The organism is Streptomyces sp. NPDC049541 (assembly GCF_044465725.1).
Taxonomy (GTDB): Bacteria; Actinomycetota; Actinomycetes; order Streptomycetales; family Streptomycetaceae; genus Streptomyces.
On record NZ_JBITLY010000002.1, the window covers coordinates 469,372 to 491,941 of the forward strand.

Here is a 22,570-nt window from a genome sequence, read left to right on the forward strand (position 1 = left end):
CTCTCAGGCGCCCTCCGCGCGACGACGGCCCAGGACCGGCTCGGCCAGCACTCTCGCCGTCCGGCACAGGGTCTGGCCGTGCCGGGCGAAGAGTTGGTCGCGCGAGTCGAAGTGGCCCAGGTCCGCCAGGACATGGGCCGAGAGATCGCACGAGGCACCGTCGGCCGGGCAGAGCGTCACCCCGTCCCAGTCGACCGCCGTCCTGGACAGCGCCTCGAACAGCGTCTCCGCACCGGCGTTGGTGAAGCCGCCACCCCGGCCGTCGCTCAACTCGTCAAGACTGCCGTAGAGTTCCGAGACCGGCAGCCAGGGACCGGCGGCGTGGGCGGGCGGCCCCGCGTCGAGGCGGAATTCCGGCCATGCCAGGAGAACCTGGTCCGGGACGATCCGGCGCAGCCGCGGGAAGCGCGGATACCAGAACGCCCCGTCGACCAGCAGCCCGCGCACCCGCGTGGCCACCCCGGACGCCCGCGCCACCGCCTCCAGCACGGCCAGCCGCTGGCTGCACGAACCACGGCCACGGCGCAGCACCTCGGACACGGGCCGCTCGTCCTGCACCGAGTACACCGGCCGCACGGTCGCGGCAATGACCCGGTGGGCCCGGCGCAGGTCCGCTGTCCGGCGGTCGGGTCCCGCGGCCGTCCCCGTGTCGGCCGTCGTGTCGATCTGCCGAAGCAGGGAAGTGACCTGCGGGTGCCGCCAGTCGAGGATCCGCGTCGGGGCGGTGCTCCCGGAAGCCGTTCCAGCGTTCGTCGTGCCGGCGCGAGTACGGCCTCGTGGCGTGAGAAGCGAGCTCGTCATGACCGTGGTCCTCTCTGCGGCACCCTCGATGGCCACACGTATCATCGCCGATGAATTGAACATGTTCAACTGTGCGCCCGTGGATACGGGACCTGGGAGGACCCGTCAGCCCAGGTAGGCGGGAGCCACCGCCGAGGTCATCAGCCGGCGGGCCGTGCCGGTGCCGTCGGACGGGACGGTCCACAGGTCCGAGCCGTAGTCGCCGGGGAGGGCGTAGACGAGGGTGGAGTCGTCGGTCCACAGGGCCTGGTCGTCGATGTTGCGCCGCTCGGCGGTCGCGGTCTCCTTCATGGTGCGCAGGTTCAGGACGTACAGCCGCCAAGGGGCGTCGGGGGAGGCTCCCTTGACGCGTTTCTTGTAGGCGACGCGGGTGCCGTCGGGGGAGAGGGAGGGGCATTCGACGTTGCGGTGCAGGGTGGTGAGGGTGCGCGCCGCGACGTCTCCTCGTACGAGGTAGGTCTTGCCGCCGGTCGCCAGTGTGGCGTAGAAGCGGTTGTCGTCGGCGAAGGTGACGCCCCAGATGTTGGTGTCGGCGGCTCGGTAGGTCCGGCCGTCCTTGACGATGTGGAAGGTCTCCAGGTTGTCGTCGATCTCCCACGTGCGGGTGTCGACGACGGCCGTGCGGGTGGAGAAGTTCGTACCGGCGTAGGAGTCTCCGCTGACGAAGACCGTCCAGGCCACCAGGTGGCCGGAGGGCGAGACACGGGCTCGGGTGGGGATGCCTGCGGCCGGGAAGCGGTGCAACTCGTGCAGGTGCGCGTCGAGGACCACCGCCCGGTAGGTGTCCCTGAGCGTGCCCTGCACGGCCTGCAGGCAGATGCCGGTGCCCGCCGCCGCGTGGAAGCGCAGGCACTTGACGCCCGAGGCGGTGCGCGGCCCCTGCGGATCGTCGGCGGGCACGGTGGCGATCTCGTCACGGTGCGGGCCCCACGCCAGGTTGCGCACCAGCAGCCGGCGTCCGGCCGTCGGCCGGAGCGAGACGGTGCCGCTGTGCACGGTCGGACCGTTCGCCTGCTGTTCGTCGCGCATGCCCGAGCGGTGGGCGGCGTACAGTACCGCCCCGGTGCCGACCCCGCCGAGCAGCAGGACGGCGGCCAGCAGGATCACCAGACGGGTGGCTCGGGTCATGCGGACACCTCGGCGGGGGACACGTCGGCGGCCTGGCGGAGCACGAACGAGGCCACTACGGCGCTGACGGCGAGCGCTGCGGCGGTGACGGCCAGCGCGGTGCGACCGCCCCACAGGCTCCAGGCCGCGCCGAAGGCGAGCGAGCAGGCGAACCGGGCCAGCGCCTGGCCGGTGCCCACCAGTGCCTGCCCGGCGCCCTGATGCTGTGCCGGCACGGCTCCTGCGGTGGCGGCCGCGAGGACCCCGTCGGTGGCCGCGTAGAAGGTGCCGTGCAGGACGAGGACCGCGACCACGGCGGGAACGCCGTGCCAGGGCGAGAGCACCAGGCCGTAGCCGAGCAGCAGGACGCCGTGACCGGCCAGGAACAGCCGGCGGCGGTCGAGGCGGTCGGCGAGCGCGCCGAGCGGGACGGCGAGCAGCAGGAAGACGGCAGCGGTGCCCAGGGGCAGCAGCGGGAACAGGTCGGCGGACAGGTCGCCCTCGCGCTGCAGCAGCAGATACAGGAAGGAGTCGCTGACGGTGGTGAGACCCAGCAGGGCCGCGCAGAGAGTGAGTCGGCGCAGCTCCGGGCGGCGCAGCAGGCCCAGCGAATCGCGCAGGGCAGGCCGGGCCGATACGGGCGGTGGCGCGGCACCGGCGGGAGTGATGCGGCCGGGCACGAAGAGCACCAGCACCAGCACCCCGAGCGCCGCGACGCAGCCGCTGACCGTGAAGACCGCGTCGTAGCCGTCCACGGTGGCCCGCAGCACGGCGAAGGCGACCAGCGGGCCGAGCAGTGCCCCGGTGGTGTCCATCGCACGGTGCACCCCGAACGCCCGCCCCCGGTGCTCGGGTTCGGTGGCCAGCGAGATCATCGCGTCCCGTGGGGCGGTGCGCAGCCCCTTGCCGGTGCGGTCGGCCGCGAGCACGGCGCTGATGACGGGGAGGGTGTGGGCGAGCAGCAGCAGCGGCTTGCACAGCGCCGACAGGCCGTAGCCGAGGCCCGCCACGACCTTGTGCCGGCGGCCGCCGCGGTCGGCGAGATGACCGCCGGCCAGCCGGACCAGCGCCCCCACGCCGTTGTTGATGCCGTCGAGGAGACCGAAGCCGAGCGGGGACAGGCCGAGGCCGGCGACCACGTAGAGCGGCAGCACGGCGGTGACCATCTCCGAGGAGACGTCGGTGATCAGGCTGACCGCACCCAGGGCCAGCACGGTACCGGGGACAGCGGCCGGCCGCCGCCCCGGACGGGTGTCCGGGGCGACGGCGGCCTTGGTGCTGCGGGAGTCCGCGAGATACACGGGCGTCAGTTCCAGATGCCGGTGATGTCGGACGCCGAGGCGGCGTTGCCCGCGTGGGCGCTCAGACCGGCCAGGTCCTCCAGGGTGCGCAGGACGTTGTAGTGGTTGTACGTGGTCGAGTCGGAGCTGCCGGGAGCCACGTGCTGCCCGTAGAAGAGGGTGGGGATGCGGTTGCCGGAGAGCTTGTTGTCCTCGTCGAAGGTGACGGCGAGGATGCTGTTGTGCGTCTGCGCCCAAGTGGCGTACGCGCCCAGGTTGTTCTTGATCCAGGTGTCGCCCGTGGAGACCGAGCAGTCGTGCATGTCGCTGCACAGGTTCGGCACGACGAAGGACACCTTCGGCAGGGTCGTGTAGTCGGTCGGGAACTGCGCGAAGGTCATCGCGGTGTTCGTCGGCACGTTGGAGAAGCCGAACCACGGGTTGTGCTTCTGCGCGTAGTTGCCGCTGCTGCATGTCGTCGAACCCTGGCTGGGCAGCGACTCGTTGTAGCTCTTCCAGGTCTTGCCCGCCGCTATCAGCTCGGAGGCGAGGTTCGGCGCGGAGATGGACCCGACGCTCACACAACTGTCGTCGGTGCGGCCCTGGTTGGAGCCCGAGAAGAGCATGTAGTAGTTCGGCTCACTGGGGTGCGTGAGGCCGTATGACTGGGTGAGGTTGGCGCCACCCGCCTTGAGGGTGTTGTTGATGTACGGGGCGCTGGAGCTTCCGATCACCTGCGAGTAGGCGTGGTTCTCCATCACCACGACCACCACGTGGTCGGGGGCGGGGAGAGCGGCTGCCTGGGCCGCCGAGGTCGTCGCGGCCCACACGCCGATCGACGTGGCGGTGAGGGCGACGGCCCCGGCGAGTGCGGTGAGGGGGCGTCTGGTGCGCTTGGAAGCCTTTACGGCGGTCATGACTGTCCTCCGGACAGAAGTGACGGGCACGTGCGGGGGGAGGCGGCGCCGCAACCATAGGAGCCTCAGGCCGGTACTGCGTGAAGCCCAGACGAACGTCGGACCTCGCTGGGCAAACATCGCACGACACACAGGTCATGTACAGGTCATGCACAGCTCCGAAGTCATGGACTGCACATGGCCGAGAAGGGCGAGCGTTGCCGGGTGTGTCGGCGTGCGCGGCCAGGCCATGCGGACCGTCACGGGCGGTACGTCCGCCAGGGGGAGATAGCGGACCCCTGGGTGCGGATGGCTCTGCTCGGTGGCCTCCGCGGTGACGCCGACCGCCTCCCCGGTTGCGATCACGGTGAGCCACTCGTCGACGTTGGCCACCTCGAACGTCCGGGGCCGCCGCCCCTCGGGCCACAGCTCGGCGGTGGTCGCGGCGGTCGCGCACAGCACCACTGCCCGGTCGGCGAGATCCGTCAGCCGCACCGACGGACGCGTGGCCAGCGGGTCGCCGTCGGGTACGGCGGCCATGCGCCGCTCCCGGTACAGCGACCGGACCTCCAGCCCGGCGCCGGGCGCGGGCGCGGTGCGCACCAGTGCCGCGTCGATCTCCCCGCGGCGCAGCGCCACCTCCGGATCGTCGCGCCGGTACACCTGCACCGGGGTTGCGGGATGCGCCTCCCGCCAGGTGCGCAGCAGCGGCACGGTCAGGTCGCCGAGCGCCGCCCATGCGAAACCGATCCGCAGCGGCCGCACCCCGGCCGCGGCCTCCGTCAGCGCGTCGTCCAGCTGACGAAGGATCACATGAGCTCTGCCGTACAGCTGTTGACCGGCGTCCGTGAGGGAAAGGGTACGGGTGGTGCGTGCCACCAGCCGCACGCCGACCCGGCTCTCCAGTTGCTCAAGGGTGCGCGAGAGCGCGGGCTGGCTGATGTGGAGCACGGCCGCCGCGCCGGTGATGGTGCCCTCGTCGCCGATCGCGGTGAGCGCCCGCAGATGCCGTAGCTCCACATTCATAACTCTGAAGCATAAGTGCTCCCCAGAAGCTATTTCCCTCCCGCGGGGAGCCGGGCCTAACGTCGCAGGCATGAAGATTCTGCTCATCGGCGCCACCGGCACGCTCGGCGCGGCCCTCCACAAGACACTCGACGCCCGCGGCCACGAAGTCCTCACCGTGGGACGCAGCGGCGGCGATCTGCGTCACGACATCACCGACCCCGCGCAGGTCACCGAGGTCTACGACCGTGCCGGACGGGTGGACGCCGTGGTCAGCGCCGCCGGACACGTGCCGTACAAGCCGGTCACCGAGCTGACCCCCGAGGACTATCTGGCCGCCTTCCACGGCAAGGTGCTCAGCCAGATCGACCTGGTGCGCCAGGGCATCCCCAGGATCGCCGAGCGCGGCTCCTTCACCCTCATCACCGGCGTGCTGGCCCGCGAGCCCATCCCCACGGGCAGCGCGGCCTCCATGGCCAACGGGGCGCTGGAGGCGTTCGTCCGGGCCGCCGCCATCGAGATCGCCCCGCAGCGCATCAACGCGATCAGCCCGACGGTCTTCACCGAGAGCCTCGCCAAGTACGGCGACTACTTCCCGGGCATGCCACCGGTCGATCTCGCCGACGTCACGCAGGCGTACGTCCGGTCCGTCGAGGGCGCGCAGACCGGGCAGATCTACGCCCTGTAGGGAGCTGAGTCCTGTCCTGGACAGGTGCCTTTCGCTCCGCATCGCCGTACGGACGCGCTCCTGGGCCGGGGCGCGGTCCGCGGCGGGCGGGGAAATCGCCTCGAAGACGGCGAAGACGGAGAAGACGGCGAAGACGGAGAAGACGGCGAGGACGCCTGGGCCGCCGGAGCAGTAGGCAGCTCGGCGCCCTCCACGGTGAGCTCGCCTTGATCTCGTGCGCCGTGGTGCCGTCGATGGCGTCCCGCGATGCGGCAGGCCTCAGCACCTCGCAGCCCACAGTGAGTTCAGCACCGGACGGCGCGGGCGGCGAGAGGGGGTGCCGCGCTGCTCGGTCGCGGCCAGGAGGTCCTCGACGTCGAGACCGTTCGGGTCGGACAGGGCGCCGTTCGCGGTGGGTGCGCGACAACGGTGGCGCCGACTCCGTGAAGCGCCGGGCGGCCTCGCTGCCCGCGACGCCGAGCTCGCACCGGCGCCGACCGCCCGCCTCGCGCGCTCGCTCTGCGCCCGGTGTCACCGGTGACTTCGCCGCAGTCTCCGCGGGCCACGGCACCGGACCGTCGCCGTCAGGCCCGCCCCGCCTCGAAGTGGGCCGCCGCGACCACCAGGTCCTGCCAGGCCATGCCCACGCTCTTGAAGAACCGCGGGCGGTCGGAAGGGAGTTGAGCCGTGCCCCGAACGAGATCGGCCAGACCGACCAGCGTGCCGGGATCGAGCGTCCCTGCCTGCACGGCCAGCACGATGTCGCCCGCCTCACGCAGCGCCGCCGAGACCGCCTCCACCACCACCGTCGAACGCCCGACAGCGGTCTCGTCGACCTCCCGGGCGTCCGGCTCGTGCGATCCGACGGCCACCACGGTCGCGTGCGGCGGCAGCAGCGAGCCGTCGAACAGCGGGGTGCGCGCGGTGGTGCAGCAGGCCACGACGTCCGCGTCCGCGACATCGTCCGCACTGCCGACTCGCGCCTTGATGTCGTCGGCGAACGCGCGGGTGCGCTCGGCGTCGCGACCGATGACCACGACGTCCCGGACCGGCCGGACGCACCGCAGGGCCTCGACATGCGACCGTGCCTGCGGCCCCGTCCCGAACAGCACCAGTCGGCTCGCGTCCGGCTCGGCGAGCACGTCGGCGGCGAGGGCGGACACCGCGGCGGTCCGTACGTCGGTGAGCGCGATGCCGTCCAGCAGGGCCAGCGGGGTGAGGGTCTCGCTGTCCAGGAGCAGGTAGTTGCCCTGGATCCGCGGCAGTTCGCGCGCCGGGTTGTCCGGTGCCACGGTCACCACCTTGACTCCTGCGTACGAGCCCCAGTGCGCGGGCATGAGCAGCAGCTCACCGTGTGGCAACGGGACGCCCGAACGCGGCGGACCGGCCTCCGGATCGAGCCCGCCGAGCAGGCTTGCACGCAGCGCGCCGATGGCCGCCTCCATGGGCGGCGCACCCTCCAGAACGGTGATCACGGCTCGAGCCCCTCCTCGCCCACCGGTCAACTCCGACCGGTTCCTGCCACGATGCGGGCCGGACAGGCGCACCCACAAGGGCCAGAAGATCATCCGACGCCGGCCCCGGCACGCGCCGTCGCTGCTGCCCGTGCTACGTCGTCGCACCGCGCCGCGTCCCCGCCACCACCCGCAGCACGTCGACCAGTGCGGCCACCGTCGGGCGGTGCTCGGCGGCGGAGCGGAACACCACGACGATGTGCCGCTCGACCCTCTCACGCAGCCGCACCACATCGAAGCGGGAGGCGCGCAGCCTGAGCATCAGCTCCGTCACCGTGCTGATCCCGATGCCCGCCTCGACCAGCGCCAGCGTGGCCGCCGTGTCGGTCACCTCGTGCTGGACGTCGGGTTCGATGCCGGCCCGCCGGCAGACGGTGCGCACGGCCCGGCCGTAGTAGCTGTCGGGGGACGGCAGGATCCAGCCCAGGTTCTGCGTCTCGGCGAGGGCGATCTCCTCGCGGCCCGCCAGCCACCCGGTGGGCACCGCCAGGGAGAACCGCTCCCGGTCCAGCTGCATCACCCGCAGCGCCGGATCGCGCGGGATGGGCACGTCCGGGTAGTCCAGGCCGAGCGCCAGGTCCACCGCACCGGAGGCGACGGCGTCGTACACCTCGTCCACGTCCATGTCGCAGCTGTGCACGGCGAGCCCGGGATGCGCCTCGCGCACCCGCAGCAGCGCCGGCGGCAGGATCTCGGCGGCGGCCGTGGCGAACAGCCCCACCACCAGCACCCCGGAGACCTCGCCCCGGCTGCGCTCCAGCGCCTCGACCGCCTCGGCCTCCGTGGACAGGATCCGCTCGGCATGCCGGGCCAGCGTCATCCCGGCGTCGGTCAGCTCCACCCGCCGCCCCACCCGCTGCAGCAGCTCCATGCCGGTGGCCTTCTCCAGCGCGGCGATCTGCTGCGAGACCCCGCCGGGCGTGTACCCCAGCGCCCGAGCCACCGCGGTGATCGTTCCGCGCCTGGTCAGCTCCACGAGCGAACGCAGCTGGGAGCTCGTCCAGTCCATATAGGAACACTAATAGATCGGGCGCAGTAACTGTTCATGGACGTCAAAGGTCGGGGTGCGTCACGATGACGGCCAGAAAGCCCGATGCCCCGGCCCGGCGCGGCCTCCGGAAGGGACGGCCCCTTGTCCTCCACATCCGCCTTCCGCTCCGTTCCGCCGTCAGCCGACGTCGTGATCATCGGCGGGGGCGTGATGGGTGCCAGCGCCGCCTTCCACCTCGCCGAAGCAGGGGTGACCGACATCGTCGTCCTCGAGCGCGGCGACCTGGCGTGCGGCAGCTCGGGCAAGCCGATCGGTGGCGTGCGCGCCCAGTTCTCCGACCCGCTCAACATCGAGCTGGGCAGCCGGAGCCTGCGCGCCTACGCGGACTTCCCGCACCGCCCCGGCGCCGACATCCGCCTGGACACCGTCGGCTACCTCTTCCTGCTCACCACCGACCAACAGACCACGGACTTCGAAGCCGGCGTCAGGACCCAGAACGCCCTCGGCGTCCCCACCCGCATGATCACCCCGGACGAGGCCCGACGCCTCTGCCCCTACGTCAGCACCGAGGGGCTGGTGGCCGCCGCCTACTCGCCCGCCGACGGCCATGCCCGCCCCGTGCTGGTCGTGAAGGGATACGCCGACGCCGCCGCCCGGGCCGGCGCCACCTTCGCCACCCGCACCACCGTGACCGGCATCGACACCGCGGGGGAGCGCGTCACCGCGGTCCACACCGACCACGGCAGCATCGACTGCAACACCGTCATCTGTACGGCGGGCGCCTGGTCCGGTCTGATCGGCGACATGGTCGGCATCGACCTCCCGGTCCGGCCGGTGCGCCGCCAACTCGCCTTCACCGAACCGCTCGTGCCTGCGCCGCCGCGCATCCCCTTCACCATCGACTTCGCCTCGTCGGCCTACTTCCACAACAGCGACGACGGCCTGCTGTTCGGCCTCGCCGACCCCCGCCAGCCCGACGGCTTCGACACCACCTGGACCCCGGAGTGGCTCGAACTGTTCCGGGACGCCGTACGCACGCGGGCCCCCGAACTGGCCGGCATGAGGACGGTCGGCGGCTGGGCCGGCCTCTACGAGGTCACCCCCGACCACAACGCTCTCATCGGACGCTCCGGCGAACTCGTCAACTTCCTCTACGCCACCGGGTTTTCGGGGCATGGCTTCCTCCAGGCGCCCGCCGTCGGAGAGGTCCTGCGCGACCTCCACCTCGACCGTGAACCCTTCGTCGACATCTCCCCGCTCAGCGCCGACCGCTTCCGCTCGGGGGCCGAGATCCGCCCGGAAGCCCACGTGGTGTGAACCTGCCGAAGCCCGTGCGGTGCGTGCCTGTCGGCCCCGACCGCCCCTTTTCCCGCCTGCCGAACCCGGAGGAAGCACCATGACGAGCACGACCCTGCCCAGCACCGAGGACCTGCGCACCCGCGCCCGTACGAGCCTGGAGCGCATCGGCGTCGCCGTCCCCGAAGGCGCCGACTTCCCGGCACGTACGCCGATCACCGGCGAGGACCTCTTCGGCCTCACGGCCGCCACCGCCGCCGACACCGAGGAGGCCGTCAAGGCCACCCGGGAGGCCTTCCTCGCCTGGCGAACCACCCCGGCTCCGCGCCGCGGTGAACTGGTGCGCCGACTGGGCGAGTTGCTGCGCGCGCACAAGAGCGACCTGGCGGACCTCATCACCATCGAGGCAGGCAAGATCCGCTCCGAGGCGCTCGGCGAGGTCCAGGAGATGATCGACATCTGCGACTTCGCCGTCGGCCTCTCCCGCCAGCTCTACGGCCGCACGATCGCCTCCGAGCGCCCCGGCCACCGCCTGGCCGAGACCTGGCACCCGCTGGGTGTCGTCGGCGTGATCTCCGCGTTCAACTTCCCGGCCGCCGTGTGGTCCTGGAACACCGCCGTGGCCCTGGCCTGCGGCGACACGGTGATCTGGAAGCCGTCCGAGCTCACCCCGCTGATCTCCCTCGCCTGCGACCGGCTGCTGGCCCAGGCCGCCGAGGACACCGGCGCGCCCGCGGACGTACACCGCCTCCTGCTCGGCGACCGCACCGTCGGCGAACGGCTCGTCGACGACCCGCGCGTCGCCCTCGTCAGCGCCACCGGCTCCACCCGCATGGGCCGCGAGGTCGGCCCCCGTGTCGCTGCCCGCTTCGGCCGCAGCCTGCTGGAGCTCGGCGGCAACAACGCGGCGATCGTCGCTCCCTCGGCCGACCTCGACCTCGCCGTGCAGGGCATCGTCTTCGCCGCGGCCGGCACCGCGGGACAGCGCTGTACGACGCTGCGCCGCCTGATCGTGCACCGCGACATCGCCGACACGCTCGTCGCACGGCTCACGGCCGCCTACGCCAGGCTCCCCATCGGGAACCCCTTCGACGAGGACACCCTCGTCGGACCGCTCATCTCCACCAGGGCCCTCGACGGCATGCAGGACGCCGTCACCCGCGCCCAGGCCCAGGGCGGCAAGCTCCTGGCCGGCGGTGAGCGCCGCCTGGCCGACGCCGCGCCCCGCGCCGCCTACGTCGAACCGGTCATCGTCCGCGTCGACGAACAGACCGACGTCGTACGGGAGGAGACCTTCGCGCCGATCCTCTACGTCCTGACCTACGACACGCTGGAGGAGGCCATCGCCCTGCACAACGACGTCCCGCAGGGCCTGTCCTCCAGCATCTTCACCCGCGACCAGCAGGAAGCAGAGCTTTTCCTCTCCGCCGAGGGCTCCGACTGCGGCATCGCCAACGTCAACATCGGCACCTCCGGCGCCGAGATCGGCGGCGCGTTCGGCGGGGAGAAGGAGACGGGCGGTGGCCGCGAGTCGGGCTCCGACGCCTGGCGCGCGTACATGCGCCCGGCCACCAACACCATCAACTACTCCGGCCGACTCGCCCTGGCCCAGAACGTCAGCTTCCTCTAGGGGCCGGTTGGCGGGCACAGTCCCACGCGGTCATCGGGGCCGAGGGCGCGCGGTGACGTCCGCCAGATAGCCGCGCAGCATGACCTTGGCCTCGTCGAGGAGTTCCGCGTCCCCCTCGGCGTCCCGCCGGAACGCCTCCTGCGCCAGCGCGTCGGCCGTGAGGACCGCGGCGTGGCAGGCGCGGGCGAGCGTCTCGTGGTCGTGGGCCAGGTCGAGCGCGAGCAGGACGCGGCGGATTCCGTCGGCCATACGGGATTTGTGCGCGCGGTCCGCGGCGCGGGTCCGCTCGGTCAGGCCGCTGCCGAACCACAGGGCCCGGAAGCCGTGCTCGGTGCGGTAGATCGCGGCGAACGCGTCGATCAGCACGCCCACCGGGTCCTCCCAGCGCTCCGCCGCCGCGGCCTGCGCGAGGCCGTCCATGGCGGCCTCCAGTTTCGCGAAGTATCCGGCCGCCAGGGCGTCGATGATCGCGTCGCGGTCGGGCAGGTACTGATACAGCGAGCCGACCGACACCTTGGCCTCCGCGGCGACCCGGGTTGTCGTCAGCTCCTCGACCCCCTCACCGATCAGGACACGCTCGGCGGCCTCCAGGACCCGCGCCAACCGTGCCTTGCTGCGCGCCTGTTGAGGGGTACGGCGCAGGGAAGCGGCCCCGCTGACCTGCGTGGTCGGCTCACCCACGAACAACCTCCGAACCTGAACGTGACTTTGTTTCATGTTTAGGTTACGGTCCCGCACATGACCGACTCAAGCGCGGCGCTCGGGCGGGAGCGGGCCGCCGTGGCGGACGCCTGCCGCCGGCTGGGGGCCGAGGGCCTGCTCATCGGTACGGCCGGGAACGTGAGCGTGCGGGTGGGGGAGCAGGTCGCGATCACCGCGACGGGGGCGGTGCTCGCCCGACTCACCGCGGACCAGGTGACGGTGGTCGACCTGGACGGCAGGATCGTGTCCGGAACCCTGGAGCCCACCTCGGAACTCGACCTCCACCTCGGCGTCTACCGGCGCTATGGGTCCGGCGCGGTCGTCCACACCCACGCCCCGATGGCCACCGCCCTCTCCCTGGTCCTCGACGAACTGCCCTGTGTCCACTACCAGTTGCTGGCTCTCGGCGGCACCGTCCGGGTCGCGCCGTACGCCACCTTCGGCACCCCCGAGCTGGCCGGGTCGGTGCTCGCCGCGCTGGAGGGCCGCAGCGCCGCCCTGATGGCCAACCACGGTGCACTCACCCACGCGCCCACCCTCGACAAGGCTGTCGAGCACGCCCTGCTGCTGGAGTGGGCCTGCGGTGTCTACCAGCACGCGGCCGCGCTCGGACCACCGCGCGTCCTCGACGAACAGCAGCAGCTCGCGGTCATCGAGGCTGCCATCGCCCGCAACTACGGCACCACCCACCCCGTACCACCCGCGCAGGAGGAAGAGCGATGAAGGTCGTCACGATGGGCGTGCACGTGCTGGACGTACTGGTACGGCCGGTGGAGGAGATACCCGAGGGCCAGGGCGCGACCCTCGTCGACGACATCCGGATGACCGCCGCCGGTACGGCCGGCGGCACCGCCCTCACGCTCGCCAAGCTGGGCGCCGAGGTCCGCACCGCCGGTGCGATCGGCAACGACCCGACCGGCGACATGCTCGTGCAACTCCTCGACAGGGCGGGCATCGACACCGGGCTGCTCGTACGCCGCACCGACACCTCGACCTCCGCGAGTGTCCTGCCCATCCGCCCGAACGGCGACCGCCCCTCACTCCATCTGCTCGGCGCCAACATCACCTACGGCCTCGACGACGTGCCCTGGGACGCGGTGGCCGAGGCGACCCACCTCCACCTGGGCGGCCCCGAGCTGATCGGCGCCGACGTCGCCGCGCGCATCCTGGCGCACGCCAAGGAGCACGGCGTGGTCACCTCGGTGGACCTCCTCGCCCCCGGCGAGCTGGGCACCTTCGACCAGATCGAACCGCTGCTCCCGCACGTCGACCATCTGCTCCCCAACGACGACCAGGTCCTCGGCTTCAGCGAGGAGCAGGACCTCGTGACCGGCGCGAAGAAACTCCTCGCCGCCGGGGCCGGTCTCGTCGCCGTCACCCGCGGCGGCGACGGCGCGCTCCTGGTGACCGCGGAGGGCACGGAAAGGGTCCCCGCCTTCGAGGTCGACGTCGTCGACACCACCGGCTGCGGCGACGCGTTCTCGGCCGGTTTCCTGCGGGGCATCGGCCTCGGCCGCACCCCGCGCGAGGCCGCCGTGCTGGGCAGCGCCGCGGCCGCACTGGTGGCGCAGGGGCTGGGCAGCGACCACGGGGAGTTCGACCTGCCGGAGGCCGACGAGTTCGCCATGACCCACAAAACCCGCCCGTGAGTCGCTCGACTCCTGGTGAACCGGTGTAAACCGTCACCGAGTCAATCAAGTGGTGACGGTCACGACAGGGGCGTACGGTCGAACGGTAGACGCCCCAGTGGACGGAACCGTTCACTGACGCCGAGTGCGACACGCCATGAGCAGCAGCCCCCAGCCGACCTCCGCATCACAGGCCGCCACCCGCGAACCGGGCGGCGGCGGAAACGGCATGGCGCTGCTGGTCATCGCGTCCTGCCAGCTGATGGTGGTCCTGGACATCACCATCGTGAACATCGCGCTGCCGCACATCCAGACCGCGCTGGACTTCTCCACCACCAGCCTGTCCTGGGTGGTCAACGCCTACACCCTGACCTTCGGCGGCCTGCTGCTGCTCGGCGGCCGCACCGGCGACATCCTCGGCAGGCGGCGCATGTTCGTCTTCGGGGTGCTGCTGTTCGCGCTCGCCTCCCTGCTGGGCGGGCTCGCCCAGAACTCCGGCCAGCTCCTCGCCGCACGCGCACTCCAGGGTGTCGGCGGTGCCATCGCGTCCCCGACGGCCCTCGCCCTGATCAGCACGACCTTCCGCGAGGGCCCGGAACGCAACCGGGCCTTCGGGGTGTTCGCCGGGGTCTCGGCGGGCGGCGGTGCCATCGGGCTGCTCGCGGGCGGGGTCATCGTCGAGTGGCTGAACTGGCGCTGGGTGCTCTTCGTGAACGTCCCCATCGCGGTGCTCATTGCCCTCGCCACGCCACGCTGGATCAAGGAGTCCGAACGCCACCCGGGCCACTTCGATCTCGCCGGCGCGCTGACGTCCACGCTGGGCATGGTGCTGCTGGTGTACGGCTTCATCAGAGCGGCGCAGGACGGCTGGCGGGACGCGCTCACGCTGGCCTCGTTCTGTGCGGCCGTCGTCGTCCTCACGGCGTTCATCCTGATCGAGCGGCGTTCCAGTCAGCCGATCACACCGCTGCACATGTTCGCCGACCGCAATCGCGCCGGCACCTACGGCATCATGCTCAGCCTCGCCGCCGCGATCTTCGGCATGTTCTTCTTCCTCACGCTCTTCGTGCAGAACGTGCTGGGCTTCAGCCCACTGGCCACCGGGTTCGCCTTCCTTCCGGTCAGTGCGGTCATCGCCTTCGGTGCCGGGCTGGCCTCGCGGTTCCTGCCCACCTTCGGCCCCAAGCCGTTCATGGTGGTGGGAGCGATCCTCGCGGCGGCCGGCCTGGCCTGGCTGACCCTGACCGACGTCCACTCCACCTATGCGGGCAGCATTCTCGGCCCGATCCTCGTCTTCAGCCTGGGCATGGGCATGGAGTTCGTCTCGCTCACCCTCATGGCACTGTCGAACGTCTCCGTCGAGGAGACCGGAGCGGCCTCCGGGCTGCTCAACGCCACGCAGCAGGTGGGCGGTTCTCTCGGTCTGTCCATCCTGGTCACCATGTTCGGCACGGCCAGCACCAACGAGGCCCACAAGCAGATCCCGCGCTTCCTGGCGCGGGCCACCCCGGCCGAACGCCTGCGCTTCAAGCACACCGGGCAGCTCCCGAGCCCCTGGTCCGACCACGTGCTCACGTCCGGGATCTCGGCGGCCTTCATCATGGCAGCGATCTTCGCTGTCCTCGCCGCCCTGATCGCCCTGCTCGTCATCCAGGTCCGCCCCTCCGACCTGGAACGGCTCAAGGGCGGGATGGGACCCCCGCCGGGCTGACACTCCTCAGCCGACCGAGACCGTCCACTGATGGCCCGCGAGGTCCACGGCCGTGTACTGGCAACTGTCCCCGGAGTCCCGGCCTCAGAAAAGGAGAGGCGGCTGTTCGCCGGTTGTGCCAGGCTGGCCGGTCGGTTCATGACTGCGCCGTACGTCCACGAGTCCGCCATGGGAGTGTCGGTGACCGCATCTCGTCTGGGTCCGTTGCTCGAGCAGTTCGACTTCGCCTGTGAGCGTCTGGCCGCCAGGCTGACCGGGCCGGTGATGGACAGCGGCGACGGCTCGGAGACCGAGGTCGGCCCCATGACCGACGAGGAGTACCTCTGGGAGCCCGTGGCGGACTGCTGGTCGGTGCGGCGACGGGCGGTCGGGCCCGGGCCTCGCGCCACCCTGCTGGCCGGCGCCGCGGACGGGGACTGGGGACGTGACGCGGCGTCCTACCCGCACCCCTGGCCGCCGCCCTTCACCACCATCGCCTGGCGGCTGAGCCACCTCAGCGAGATGCTCACCCTCCGCGCCGATCACACGGCAGGCACCCACAGCCTCACCCGGGACGACTACCTCGTCAGCGGGGACGTGGCAGCGGCCGTCGCCGCCTTCGACGCCGGTGTCACGTCCTGGCGGGGGGCTCTGCTGAGCAGCGGCGACGCGGCGCTCGACAAGGTCGGCCACTGTACGTATCCGCACGGCAGCGACCCGGAAGACCCTTTCGTCGACATCGTGTGGTGGGTCAACCAGGAAGTCCTGCACCACGGGGCCGAGATCGCCCTGCTGCGCGACCTGTACCGCGCGCGCCGGACCTGACCGGCCGCCACGGGTCACGGCATGGGGATCAGCCCCAGCTGCTGGGCCCTCAGGACCGTGCTGATGCGGTCGCGGGTGCCGAGTTTGCGGTAGATCTTCTCGATGTGCTTGTGGACCGTACGGTCCGAGATGCCGAGCCGTCGGCCGATCGCGGCCGCCGTCAGGGCGTCCGAGAGCAGGAGCAGGACGGTCGTCTCCCGCGGTGTGAGAGGACAGTCCGCGGCCGGTCCGTCGGCGGTGTCCGGGGCGGCCGTCCGCTTCCAGCGCTCCAGGAGCTGCCGTTGCTGCTCGACGGCCGCCAGCAGCGGCTGCAGCTGCCGGGCCACGCGGACGTGATCGTCGGTGAAGTCCGTACCCGAGCGGTAGATCATGCATCCGGTGATCGGCGTCGTCGTCTCGGGCAGCGGTACGGCCAGTACGTGGTCCGCGTCCATGATGTCGCCGATCAGCCGCGCGGTCGGGCTCACGGACCATGCGGCGCCGGCCGCCGCGCGTGCCGTGAGGGGAGTCCGGTCCGGCCCGCCCGCATAGTGGTCCGCGAACGGAAACCCCGCCCGCAGCAGGCCCAGGTCCTCCTCCCCGAGCCTCTCGAACTCGACGGCCACCTCGGAGGGCAGGCCGACCGTGCCCTGGGCCTCGTTCCAGTCGTCGAGCTTGTAGATCAGCGTCTCGCCGCCGCACAGGCCGGGCAGGGCGGACGCCAGCAGCGGCCACAGCCGCTCCGGCTCACGCTCGTTGAGGGCGGCGACGGCCACCGACAGCATGCGTTCGTGGGCCCCGCCCGGCACCTGTGCCACCTCTTCTCCGCTCGTCCGCCGCGTACGCAGTTGTACCCATACCGGCGACGCCGTCCACTGCCCGAGACTGCATGCGAGCACCCTCGAGAAACAACAACATTCTCGGATACTCCAGCACGTCGGCGCCACGGCAGCCGCAGCAGGGGGAGCCCCGGCGCCGGGGGGACGCCTGGACCCCCACGCCGTGCCGGGGCCGCCGGCGCGGGGGACCGGCGGCCCCGGCACGGCTCACTCCGGAACGGGCGGGTTCGTACGCATCGCATCCGAGATCGACTTGACGCCACCGTGCGCGGTGAGGCCCCCGTCCACCGGGATCTCCGCCCCGGTGATGAACGACGACTCGTCGGACAGCAGGAAGACCACGAGCGGTGCGATGTCGTCGACGCTTCCGCTACGGCCGAGGGGGGTCTCGCGGATGGTCGCCTCCCGGAAGGCGGGAGTGGCGGCGGCCGTCATCTCGGTCTCGATATAGCCGGGATGGACGGTGTTCACGCGGATGCCCCGCGGTCCCAGCTCCATGGCGGCGATCTTCGACACCCCGCGCAGGGCCCATTTGCTGGCCGTGTACGCCACCGGGTAGTAGCCGGTGAGCGCGGCGGACGAGCCGACGTTGACGATCGACGAGCCGGGCGGCATCAGCGGGGCCAGGTGCTGGATGCCGAGCAGTGGTCCGGTCGTGTTCACCGCCTGGACCTGCGCGAAGTCCTCGGGTCGCACCTCACCCAGCCGCTCGCGCCGGATGACGCCCGCGTTGTTGACCAGTCCGTGGATCTCGCCGTACGACTCCTTCAACTCGCCGGCCAGCGCCGCCCAGTCGCTCTCGCTGCTGACGTCCAGGCGGCGTACGTCGCCCTCGGGCCGCACGTCGGTGGCGACCACCCGTGCGCCGGCCCGGATCAACGCCTCCGCCTCGGCGGCCCCCTGGCCCCGGGCGGCCCCGGTGACGACCACGACCTTCCCGGCCAGGCGCTGCATGTTCTCGTTGCTCACGGGGCCATCCTTCACCACCGAGGCAGCCTGAGCTCGTACTCCGGGTGGATCCGCCGCAAGTACCCGGTGTCGTCGCGGCTGCGCATCCCCGACGAGCGCCGGGGCCGCCGGCTTCCGTCGGCGGCCCCGTGGTTCATCGCGCTGTCGGTGTCACGCCTCTGCCGGCGTTCCTGATCTCACGCAGGGCGTACGGCGATACGCACCGCGGCTTCGCCTGCGTAGTGGACCGGGTCCTCGCGTATGACGGCGCCCGGGCCAGGCGCGTGAATCATCAAGCCGTTGCCGGTGCAGAGGCCGACATGGCTGAAGTTGTCGTTGAAGAAGATCAGGTCGCCGGGGCGGCTCTCTGACAGGGGAATCACCGTGCCGGCGCCCGCCTGCTCGTACGTGGTCCGTGGCAGGGTGACCCCGGCGGCCCGCCAGGCGGCCTGGGTGAGCCCGGCGTTGTCGTACGACTCCGGCCCGACCGCACCCCACAGACACGGCCTGCCGATCTGTGCACGGGCGAAGTCGATGGCCCTGTCGGCCTTGGTGGCGGTGGGCGTACCGGCGGCGGGCACACCCGTGTCGAGGACGGACGCCTGCACGGTCCAACCCCCGGCCTGGGGTATGCCGGTGTCGGGCATGGACGGCTGGGCGCGCCATTCCTCCACCGCGGGTACGCCGGTGTCCGGCAGGGAAGGCTGCGTGCGCCACTCCTGCGTCGCGGGTGCACCCGTGTCCGGCGCGGAAGGCTGCATGCGCCACGGCTCGACCGCGGGTACGCCCGTGTCGAGGACGGAGGGCTGCATGAGCCGGTCCCCGGCCGGGGGCAGGCCCGTGTCGAGGACGGAGGGCTGCATGCGCCACGCCTCCTCGGCCGCCGGGCGGGTCTGCTGAGCCTGGTCCTGCCAGGGCAGCTGGGCCGGCACGGTCTCAACGGCCGGGCGTGGCGCGGAGGTCTGCCGGGCGGTGTACCGGTACAGCAGCTCGCTGGCCGCCGCGATCTTGCGCTGGTTCCGCTCCTTGGACTTGCGCAGGGAGGTCTGCCTGGACTCGGGGGCCGCCGCGGGCAGCGCGGGGGCGGCCTCCTGGCGGGGCTGCGGGACGGCGGGGAGCGTGGCCGTGGGGCCGGCGGTCAGCTCGGCGACCGGACGGCGGGACTCCGCGGAGGGCAGTTCGGCCACGGGCCGGGCGGTCGCCGCCGGCTCCACGGCGGTGCTGCGGCTGTCCGCCGGGCGCCGGGGCTCGGCCTGGCGAGCCGGCCTGCGGTCGGCCGGCAGCGCCGCGGGAACCGTCGGCCCCAGCGAGGCACGCGCTCCGTCGAACCACCGCCGGGACACCGAGTCCAGTGCCGGATCCGAGCGGCCGCGCTCGCGGGGCGGGGCGGCGGGCGGCCGCGCTCCCAGCAGCTGAGCCCGGGTGAAGTTGTAGTTCCCGGTGTCGGACTCGGCCTGGTCGTAGAGGCTGCTCACGCGCTCCCGGACGGCTTCACGGCTGGGGCCCTCGTCACCGGTGGTCGGTGCGGCGTCGGCGGTCTGCGAGAACAGGGCCACCGAGGTGAGGGCCGCGGTCGCGAGAGCGGAATTGCGCATACCGGGAAGGCCGAAGCCTCCGGTGCGCGATGGTCGATCCGGCGCCATGGGAGCCGTACTCCTTCCGTACTCCGCCTACCGAGTTAGCTGTCGGGTTCGGGCGGTCGGTTCCGGAAGGCATGCCCTACGGCCCCTGCCTGGCGGGCAGTTGGGCCGATTCACCCCGTCGTTCGGTTGGGTCCCCGGTTCCGGCTGCCACGAGGGCGCACCGGATTCGGCGGAGGCCGCGCGTCCCGGCGGGGTTCGCCGGAGGAACTCGTGCGGCCTGGAGCCACGCTAGCCAACTTGTGCGGCTCGTGTGAAGGTTGAAGGCCGGAATGTCCGATACGCTTTTGTGACCTTCGTCGTGACGCGCCGTCAGATCCGTGCGTTGTGCACGGAGTGGATCCGGACGGCAACCGTCCGTCGCGAACGGTCCCCGTCAGGCCCGCGGGCCCTCGCTGCGAGCCTCACGCTCGGCGTTGCGCTTCTTGATGCGCGCCGTCTCCTTGCGGACCTCGGCCTGGGTGGCGCGCTCCTTCTGCAGCCACTCGGGCTGTTCCTGCTTCAAGGCCTCGATCTGCTCGGTGGTGAGCGCCTCGGTGATCCCGCCGCGGGCGAGACCCGCGATGGAGACGCCCAGCTTCGCCGCGACCACCGGACGGGGGTGCGGACCGTTCGCCCGCAGCTCGCGCAGCCACTCGGGCGGCTCGGACTGGAGCCGGTCGAGCTCGGCTCGTGAGACGACACCCTCCCGGAACTCGGCGGGGGTGGCATCGAGGTACACACCCAGCTTCTTCGCCGCGGTCGCGGGCTTCATCGTCTGGGTGCTCTGGTGCGACTTCATGCCGTCCAGGGTATCGAGCATGTTCGAGCCCTCCGACCACGGCCGGTAGCCTGGCCTGGTGACAGGCTCGGAAGAATCCCAGGCGTTCCGGCTTGCGTACGTCCCGGGAGCGACGCCCGCCAAGTGGGTGCGGATCTGGAACGAGCGCCTGCCCGACATCCCGCTCAACCTCCTCGCCGTACCGGCTGCCGAGGCATCCGACGTGCTGCGCGCCGGCGGGGCCGACGCGGGGCTCGTACGGCTGCCGGTCGACCGTACGTTCTTCAGCGCGATCCCCCTCTACACCGAGACGACGGTCGTCGTCGTCCCCAAGGACCATGTGATCACGGCGGCGGACGAGGTGACCGTGGCGGACCTCGCGGACGAGGTCCTCTTCCACCCCCTCGACGACGTCTTCGACTGGGACCGGCCGCCGGGAGAGCCCGCCTTCGAGCGCCCCGCCACCACCGAGGACGCCGTGGAACTGGTCGCTGCGGGCGTCGGCCTCCTGGTCGTCCCCCAGTCCCTGGCCCGTCTGTACCACCGCAAGGACCTCACATACCGGCCGCTGGTGGACGGGCCCGAGTCGAGCGTCGCCCTGGCGTGGCCCGAGGAGGCCACCACGGACCTGGTCGAGGATTTCATCGGAATCGTCCGCGGGCGCACGGTCAACAGCTCCCGCGGGCGTAAGACGGCGACACCGGAAACGAAGGGCAGGGCGGGCGACACGACCGGCGCCCGGCGCAAGTCCGCCGCGGCGAAGGTGACCGGAAAAACGGCTGGGAAGTCGGCGGGGCGCAACCCGAGGACCGGATCCGACGTCTCCAAGGGCGCCAAGCGAAGGAAGCCCCGCCGCCGGGCCTAGCCTCCCACGGGGTGGCCTCGCCCCGTTCCGACCATCCGGTGGGGCGATGGACGGGAGGCGGGGGAGTTTTGCTACGCAAGGGGGTGCGGTGCGCGGGCGGCGCCGCGGATCGGCTGCGAGCCCACGGACTGTGGGGCGATCCGGTCGACCGTGAGTACCGGCGGCCGCGCGGCGCGCTGTGGCGGGTGGCGGCGTTCGTCGTGCGCACGCTGCGAGGCGAGTGGCAGGGGATCGTCGTCGATCCGGTGCGGCAACTCAGACGCCGTGGGCTGCCCGCACTGTTCCTGGCGTTCCTGGCCGCCTTCGGTGTCATCTTCTTCCACGCGCTGGCGCAGCGGCCGGCCGGTGCGGTACTGGTGCGGCTGCTCGGCGGCGTCAAGGGCGACCTGCCTCTGTGGCTGGCCCTGCTGCGGACGCCGGTGTCACTTTATGTCCCGGCCCTGGACCTGCCCGTGTGGGCGGGGATCACGAGCCTGTTCCTCGCGTTCGCCCTCGCCGAACTGATCCTCGGCCGGGCCAGAACGCTCGTCATCTCGTACGCGACCACCCTCGCCGGCACCCTCATGGTGCGGGTGATGATCGCGCTCGGCCCGGGCTGGGGCGGCCTGGGACTGCCGCGCGAGGTCGGGCAGGTGCTGGACACCGGCCCGTCCGCGGCCGTCGTGGGCCTCTTCACCTACGTCGCCATCGTCCAGCGCGCTCCCATCGTGTTCGCCCTCACCGGCGGGTCGATGGTGTGGGAGTCGATCGCCGTCCCCAATCTGGCCGGCCGTGAGCATCTGATAGCGGTCGGCACCGCGATCGTCCTGGCCCTGTTCCACGAACGCGGCCGCAGACGGGCGCCCGCCCGGCCCCTCGTTCCGGTACACCGGCCGGAGACGCCGGGGGCGGGGGCCGAGCGCCCGCGTCCGGACGATCACGTCGCGGTCGGATGAGCGCGGTCGCGACGCGTCGGATGCCGGTCAGGGCTGTCGGGCACCGCCCATCTCCACCGTGAACACTGCCGGGTCGCTGTCGAAACCGCGGACCATCGGGTGGAACTCCCAGGCACCGGAGGCATCCCGGGTGAACTCGGCGACCGTCGCCGCGGTGGCGTCGGCGACCTGCCCGAAGTCGTCCTTGAGCAGCTCCCTGTGTCCGTCGACGACCAGCACACCCGTGTTCGATATGTCGCCGAAGAACTTGGGGCCGCCGCTCTGATGGATCGCCACACCCACGACCACCCGCGTGAAGGAGGGCGCCAGGCGATCGAGCTCCAGGACCATCACCTCGACGAAGCCGAGGCCCAGGCCGGTCTCGCTGTGACGGCTCATGTTGATGGTGCCGTCCGGCGAGCGGCTCTCGGTGTGCACGACGTACACCGGCCGTCCGTGCGGGGCGTCCGCCGAGTAGGTCGTCGCCATGATGTCCAGATGGTGGGGCGGCCGGTCCCAGAGGCTGGGGTCCCACTTGAGCCGCACTTCGATCTTTCCCCGTGCCGTGTCGCCGCCGCTCATCCGGACGCCGC

The 22,570-nt window shown here is 71.8% G+C and carries 22 protein-coding genes and 1 riboswitch; of the genes, 9 read left to right on the top strand and 13 right to left on the bottom strand.

Going from position 1 to position 22,570, the window contains the following annotated elements; all coding sequences use genetic code 11:
• Window positions 1-3: 3 nt before the first annotated feature.
• From ACIBW9_RS09250 to ACIBW9_RS09270, 5 genes are all read right to left on the bottom strand, one after another.
• A complete protein-coding gene (locus ACIBW9_RS09250; protein ID WP_398952864.1) occupies window positions 4-801 on the bottom strand; it encodes a transglutaminase domain-containing protein in 798 nt (265 codons plus the stop codon).
• A gap of 105 nt (window positions 802-906) precedes the next feature.
• Window positions 907-1,929: a TolB family protein gene (locus tag ACIBW9_RS09255; RefSeq protein WP_398952866.1), complete on the bottom strand. Its 1,023-nt coding sequence runs from the start codon at window positions 1,927-1,929 to the stop codon at window positions 907-909.
• A complete protein-coding gene (locus ACIBW9_RS09260) occupies window positions 1,926-3,209 on the bottom strand; it encodes an MFS transporter (protein WP_398952868.1) in 1,284 nt (427 codons plus the stop codon). Before ACIBW9_RS09260 ends, ACIBW9_RS09255 begins: the two co-directional genes overlap by 4 nt.
• 5 nt (window positions 3,210-3,214) lie before the next feature.
• Window positions 3,215-4,105, bottom strand: a complete 891-nt coding sequence (locus ACIBW9_RS09265) for an alkaline phosphatase family protein (protein WP_398952870.1) — start codon at window positions 4,103-4,105, stop codon at window positions 3,215-3,217.
• A gap of 135 nt (window positions 4,106-4,240) precedes the next feature.
• Window positions 4,241-5,110 carry a LysR family transcriptional regulator gene (locus ACIBW9_RS09270; protein WP_398952873.1) on the bottom strand — a complete coding sequence of 290 codons (870 nt, stop codon included), beginning with the start codon at window positions 5,108-5,110 and terminating at the stop codon, window positions 4,241-4,243.
• A 70-nt stretch (window positions 5,111-5,180) separates the two neighbouring features.
• Between ACIBW9_RS09270 and ACIBW9_RS09275 the strand changes: the two genes are divergently transcribed.
• Window positions 5,181-5,777 (top strand): short chain dehydrogenase, encoded by a 597-nt coding sequence (locus tag ACIBW9_RS09275; RefSeq protein ID WP_398952875.1) that lies wholly within the window; start codon window positions 5,181-5,183, stop codon window positions 5,775-5,777.
• A gap of 563 nt (window positions 5,778-6,340) precedes the next feature.
• Here the strand turns inward: ACIBW9_RS09275 and ACIBW9_RS09280 are convergent.
• Together ACIBW9_RS09280 and ACIBW9_RS09285 are read right to left on the bottom strand one after the other, a co-directional pair.
• Window positions 6,341-7,231, bottom strand: a complete 891-nt coding sequence (locus ACIBW9_RS09280; protein WP_398952877.1) for an ornithine cyclodeaminase family protein — start codon at window positions 7,229-7,231, stop codon at window positions 6,341-6,343.
• A 133-nt stretch (window positions 7,232-7,364) separates the two neighbouring features.
• A complete protein-coding gene (locus tag ACIBW9_RS09285) occupies window positions 7,365-8,279 on the bottom strand; it encodes a LysR substrate-binding domain-containing protein (RefSeq protein WP_398952879.1) in 915 nt (304 codons plus the stop codon).
• 84 nt (window positions 8,280-8,363) lie between these two features.
• Here ACIBW9_RS09285 and ACIBW9_RS09290 point away from each other — a divergent pair, with 84 nt between their 5' ends.
• Both ACIBW9_RS09290 and ACIBW9_RS09295 read left to right on the top strand, forming a co-directional pair.
• Window positions 8,364-9,578, top strand: coding sequence for an NAD(P)/FAD-dependent oxidoreductase (locus ACIBW9_RS09290; RefSeq protein WP_398952881.1), 1,215 nt, complete (start codon window positions 8,364-8,366; stop codon window positions 9,576-9,578).
• Between the two features lie 79 nt (window positions 9,579-9,657).
• Window positions 9,658-11,187 (top strand): aldehyde dehydrogenase family protein, encoded by a 1,530-nt coding sequence (locus tag ACIBW9_RS09295; RefSeq protein WP_398952883.1) that lies wholly within the window; start codon window positions 9,658-9,660, stop codon window positions 11,185-11,187.
• A 30-nt stretch (window positions 11,188-11,217) separates the two neighbouring features.
• Here the strand turns inward: ACIBW9_RS09295 and ACIBW9_RS09300 are convergent, their stop codons facing one another.
• A complete protein-coding gene (locus ACIBW9_RS09300; protein ID WP_398952885.1) occupies window positions 11,218-11,868 on the bottom strand; it encodes a TetR family transcriptional regulator in 651 nt (216 codons plus the stop codon).
• A 57-nt stretch (window positions 11,869-11,925) separates the two neighbouring features.
• Between ACIBW9_RS09300 and ACIBW9_RS09305 the strand changes: the two genes are divergently transcribed.
• The 4 genes from ACIBW9_RS09305 to ACIBW9_RS09320 all read left to right on the top strand — a co-directional run bounded on the left by ACIBW9_RS09305 (window position 11,926) and on the right by ACIBW9_RS09320 (window position 16,032).
• The gene (locus ACIBW9_RS09305; RefSeq protein WP_398952887.1) at window positions 11,926-12,612 is read left to right on the top strand and encodes a class II aldolase/adducin family protein; all 687 of its coding nucleotides are present in this window, start codon (window positions 11,926-11,928) and stop codon (window positions 12,610-12,612) included.
• Entirely contained in the window at window positions 12,609-13,538 is a 930-nt protein-coding gene (locus ACIBW9_RS09310; protein WP_398952889.1) for a carbohydrate kinase family protein, read from the top strand. The genes ACIBW9_RS09305 and ACIBW9_RS09310 overlap by 4 nt, the downstream gene beginning before the upstream one ends.
• 136 nt (window positions 13,539-13,674) lie before the next feature.
• On the top strand, window positions 13,675-15,228 hold the full coding sequence (locus ACIBW9_RS09315; protein ID WP_398952891.1) for an MFS transporter: 1,554 nt from the start codon (window positions 13,675-13,677) through the stop codon (window positions 15,226-15,228).
• Between the two features lie 168 nt (window positions 15,229-15,396).
• Window positions 15,397-16,032: a DinB family protein gene (locus ACIBW9_RS09320; protein WP_398953949.1), complete on the top strand. Its 636-nt coding sequence runs from the start codon at window positions 15,397-15,399 to the stop codon at window positions 16,030-16,032.
• Window positions 16,033-16,046: 14 nt separating this feature from the next.
• Here ACIBW9_RS09320 and ACIBW9_RS09325 read toward each other — a convergent pair whose 3' ends face one another.
• The 4 genes from ACIBW9_RS09325 to ACIBW9_RS09340 form a co-directional block, all read right to left on the bottom strand.
• The gene (locus ACIBW9_RS09325) at window positions 16,047-16,829 is read right to left on the bottom strand and encodes a response regulator transcription factor (protein ID WP_398952893.1); all 783 of its coding nucleotides are present in this window, start codon (window positions 16,827-16,829) and stop codon (window positions 16,047-16,049) included.
• A 228-nt stretch (window positions 16,830-17,057) separates the two neighbouring features.
• Window positions 17,058-17,804 (bottom strand): SDR family NAD(P)-dependent oxidoreductase, encoded by a 747-nt coding sequence (locus ACIBW9_RS09330; RefSeq protein WP_398953951.1) that lies wholly within the window; start codon window positions 17,802-17,804, stop codon window positions 17,058-17,060.
• A 191-nt stretch (window positions 17,805-17,995) separates the two neighbouring features.
• Window positions 17,996-19,393, bottom strand: coding sequence for an NlpC/P60 family protein (locus ACIBW9_RS09335; RefSeq protein WP_398952895.1), 1,398 nt, complete (start codon window positions 19,391-19,393; stop codon window positions 17,996-17,998).
• 56 nt (window positions 19,394-19,449) lie between these two features.
• A riboswitch (cyclic di-AMP (ydaO/yuaA leader) is annotated at window positions 19,450-19,623 on the bottom strand.
• 191 nt (window positions 19,624-19,814) lie between these two features.
• Window positions 19,815-20,219: a DUF5997 family protein gene (locus ACIBW9_RS09340; RefSeq protein WP_398952897.1), complete on the bottom strand. Its 405-nt coding sequence runs from the start codon at window positions 20,217-20,219 to the stop codon at window positions 19,815-19,817.
• A 58-nt stretch (window positions 20,220-20,277) separates the two neighbouring features.
• Here ACIBW9_RS09340 and ACIBW9_RS09345 point away from each other — a divergent pair, with 58 nt between their 5' ends.
• Window positions 20,278-21,063, top strand: coding sequence for a LysR family substrate-binding domain-containing protein (locus ACIBW9_RS09345; protein ID WP_398952899.1), 786 nt, complete (start codon window positions 20,278-20,280; stop codon window positions 21,061-21,063).
• Between the two features lie 176 nt (window positions 21,064-21,239).
• Complete coding sequence (locus ACIBW9_RS09350; protein WP_398953953.1) at window positions 21,240-21,998, top strand: hypothetical protein; 759 nt, start codon at window positions 21,240-21,242, stop codon at window positions 21,996-21,998.
• A gap of 27 nt (window positions 21,999-22,025) precedes the next feature.
• On the opposite strand, the gene ACIBW9_RS09355 is transcribed toward ACIBW9_RS09350, so the two are convergent.
• Window positions 22,026-22,559 (bottom strand): TerD family protein, encoded by a 534-nt coding sequence (locus ACIBW9_RS09355; protein WP_398952901.1) that lies wholly within the window; start codon window positions 22,557-22,559, stop codon window positions 22,026-22,028.
• Window positions 22,560-22,570 lie beyond the last annotated feature (11 nt).

What these genes read in the sequence shown, in the direction of transcription:
- ACIBW9_RS09250 (WP_398952864.1), bottom strand. Translation starts at nt 801, where the DNA reads ATGACGAGCTCGCTTCTCACGCCACGAGGCCGTACTCGCGCCGGCACG.
- ACIBW9_RS09255 (WP_398952866.1), bottom strand. Translation starts at nt 1,929, where the DNA reads ATGACCCGAGCCACCCGTCTGGTGATCCTGCTGGCCGCCGTCCTGCTG.
- ACIBW9_RS09265 (WP_398952870.1), bottom strand. Translation starts at nt 4,105, where the DNA reads ATGACCGCCGTAAAGGCTTCCAAGCGCACCAGACGCCCCCTCACCGCA.
- ACIBW9_RS09270 (WP_398952873.1), bottom strand. Translation starts at nt 5,110, where the DNA reads ATGAATGTGGAGCTACGGCATCTGCGGGCGCTCACCGCGATCGGCGAC.
- ACIBW9_RS09275 (WP_398952875.1), top strand. Translation starts at nt 5,181, where the DNA reads ATGAAGATTCTGCTCATCGGCGCCACCGGCACGCTCGGCGCGGCCCTC.
- ACIBW9_RS09285 (WP_398952879.1), bottom strand. Translation starts at nt 8,279, where the DNA reads ATGGACTGGACGAGCTCCCAGCTGCGTTCGCTCGTGGAGCTGACCAGG.
- ACIBW9_RS09290 (WP_398952881.1), top strand. Translation starts at nt 8,364, where the DNA reads ATGCCCCGGCCCGGCGCGGCCTCCGGAAGGGACGGCCCCTTGTCCTCC.
- ACIBW9_RS09295 (WP_398952883.1), top strand. Translation starts at nt 9,658, where the DNA reads ATGACGAGCACGACCCTGCCCAGCACCGAGGACCTGCGCACCCGCGCC.
- ACIBW9_RS09305 (WP_398952887.1), top strand. Translation starts at nt 11,926, where the DNA reads ATGACCGACTCAAGCGCGGCGCTCGGGCGGGAGCGGGCCGCCGTGGCG.
- ACIBW9_RS09310 (WP_398952889.1), top strand. Translation starts at nt 12,609, where the DNA reads ATGAAGGTCGTCACGATGGGCGTGCACGTGCTGGACGTACTGGTACGG.
- ACIBW9_RS09315 (WP_398952891.1), top strand. Translation starts at nt 13,675, where the DNA reads ATGAGCAGCAGCCCCCAGCCGACCTCCGCATCACAGGCCGCCACCCGC.
- ACIBW9_RS09320 (WP_398953949.1), top strand. Translation starts at nt 15,397, where the DNA reads ATGGGAGTGTCGGTGACCGCATCTCGTCTGGGTCCGTTGCTCGAGCAG.
- ACIBW9_RS09330 (WP_398953951.1), bottom strand. Translation starts at nt 17,804, where the DNA reads ATGCAGCGCCTGGCCGGGAAGGTCGTGGTCGTCACCGGGGCCGCCCGG.
- ACIBW9_RS09335 (WP_398952895.1), bottom strand. Translation starts at nt 19,393, where the DNA reads ATGCGCAATTCCGCTCTCGCGACCGCGGCCCTCACCTCGGTGGCCCTG.
- ACIBW9_RS09340 (WP_398952897.1), bottom strand. Translation starts at nt 20,219, where the DNA reads ATGAAGTCGCACCAGAGCACCCAGACGATGAAGCCCGCGACCGCGGCG.
- ACIBW9_RS09355 (WP_398952901.1), bottom strand. Translation starts at nt 22,559, where the DNA reads ATGAGCGGCGGCGACACGGCACGGGGAAAGATCGAAGTGCGGCTCAAG.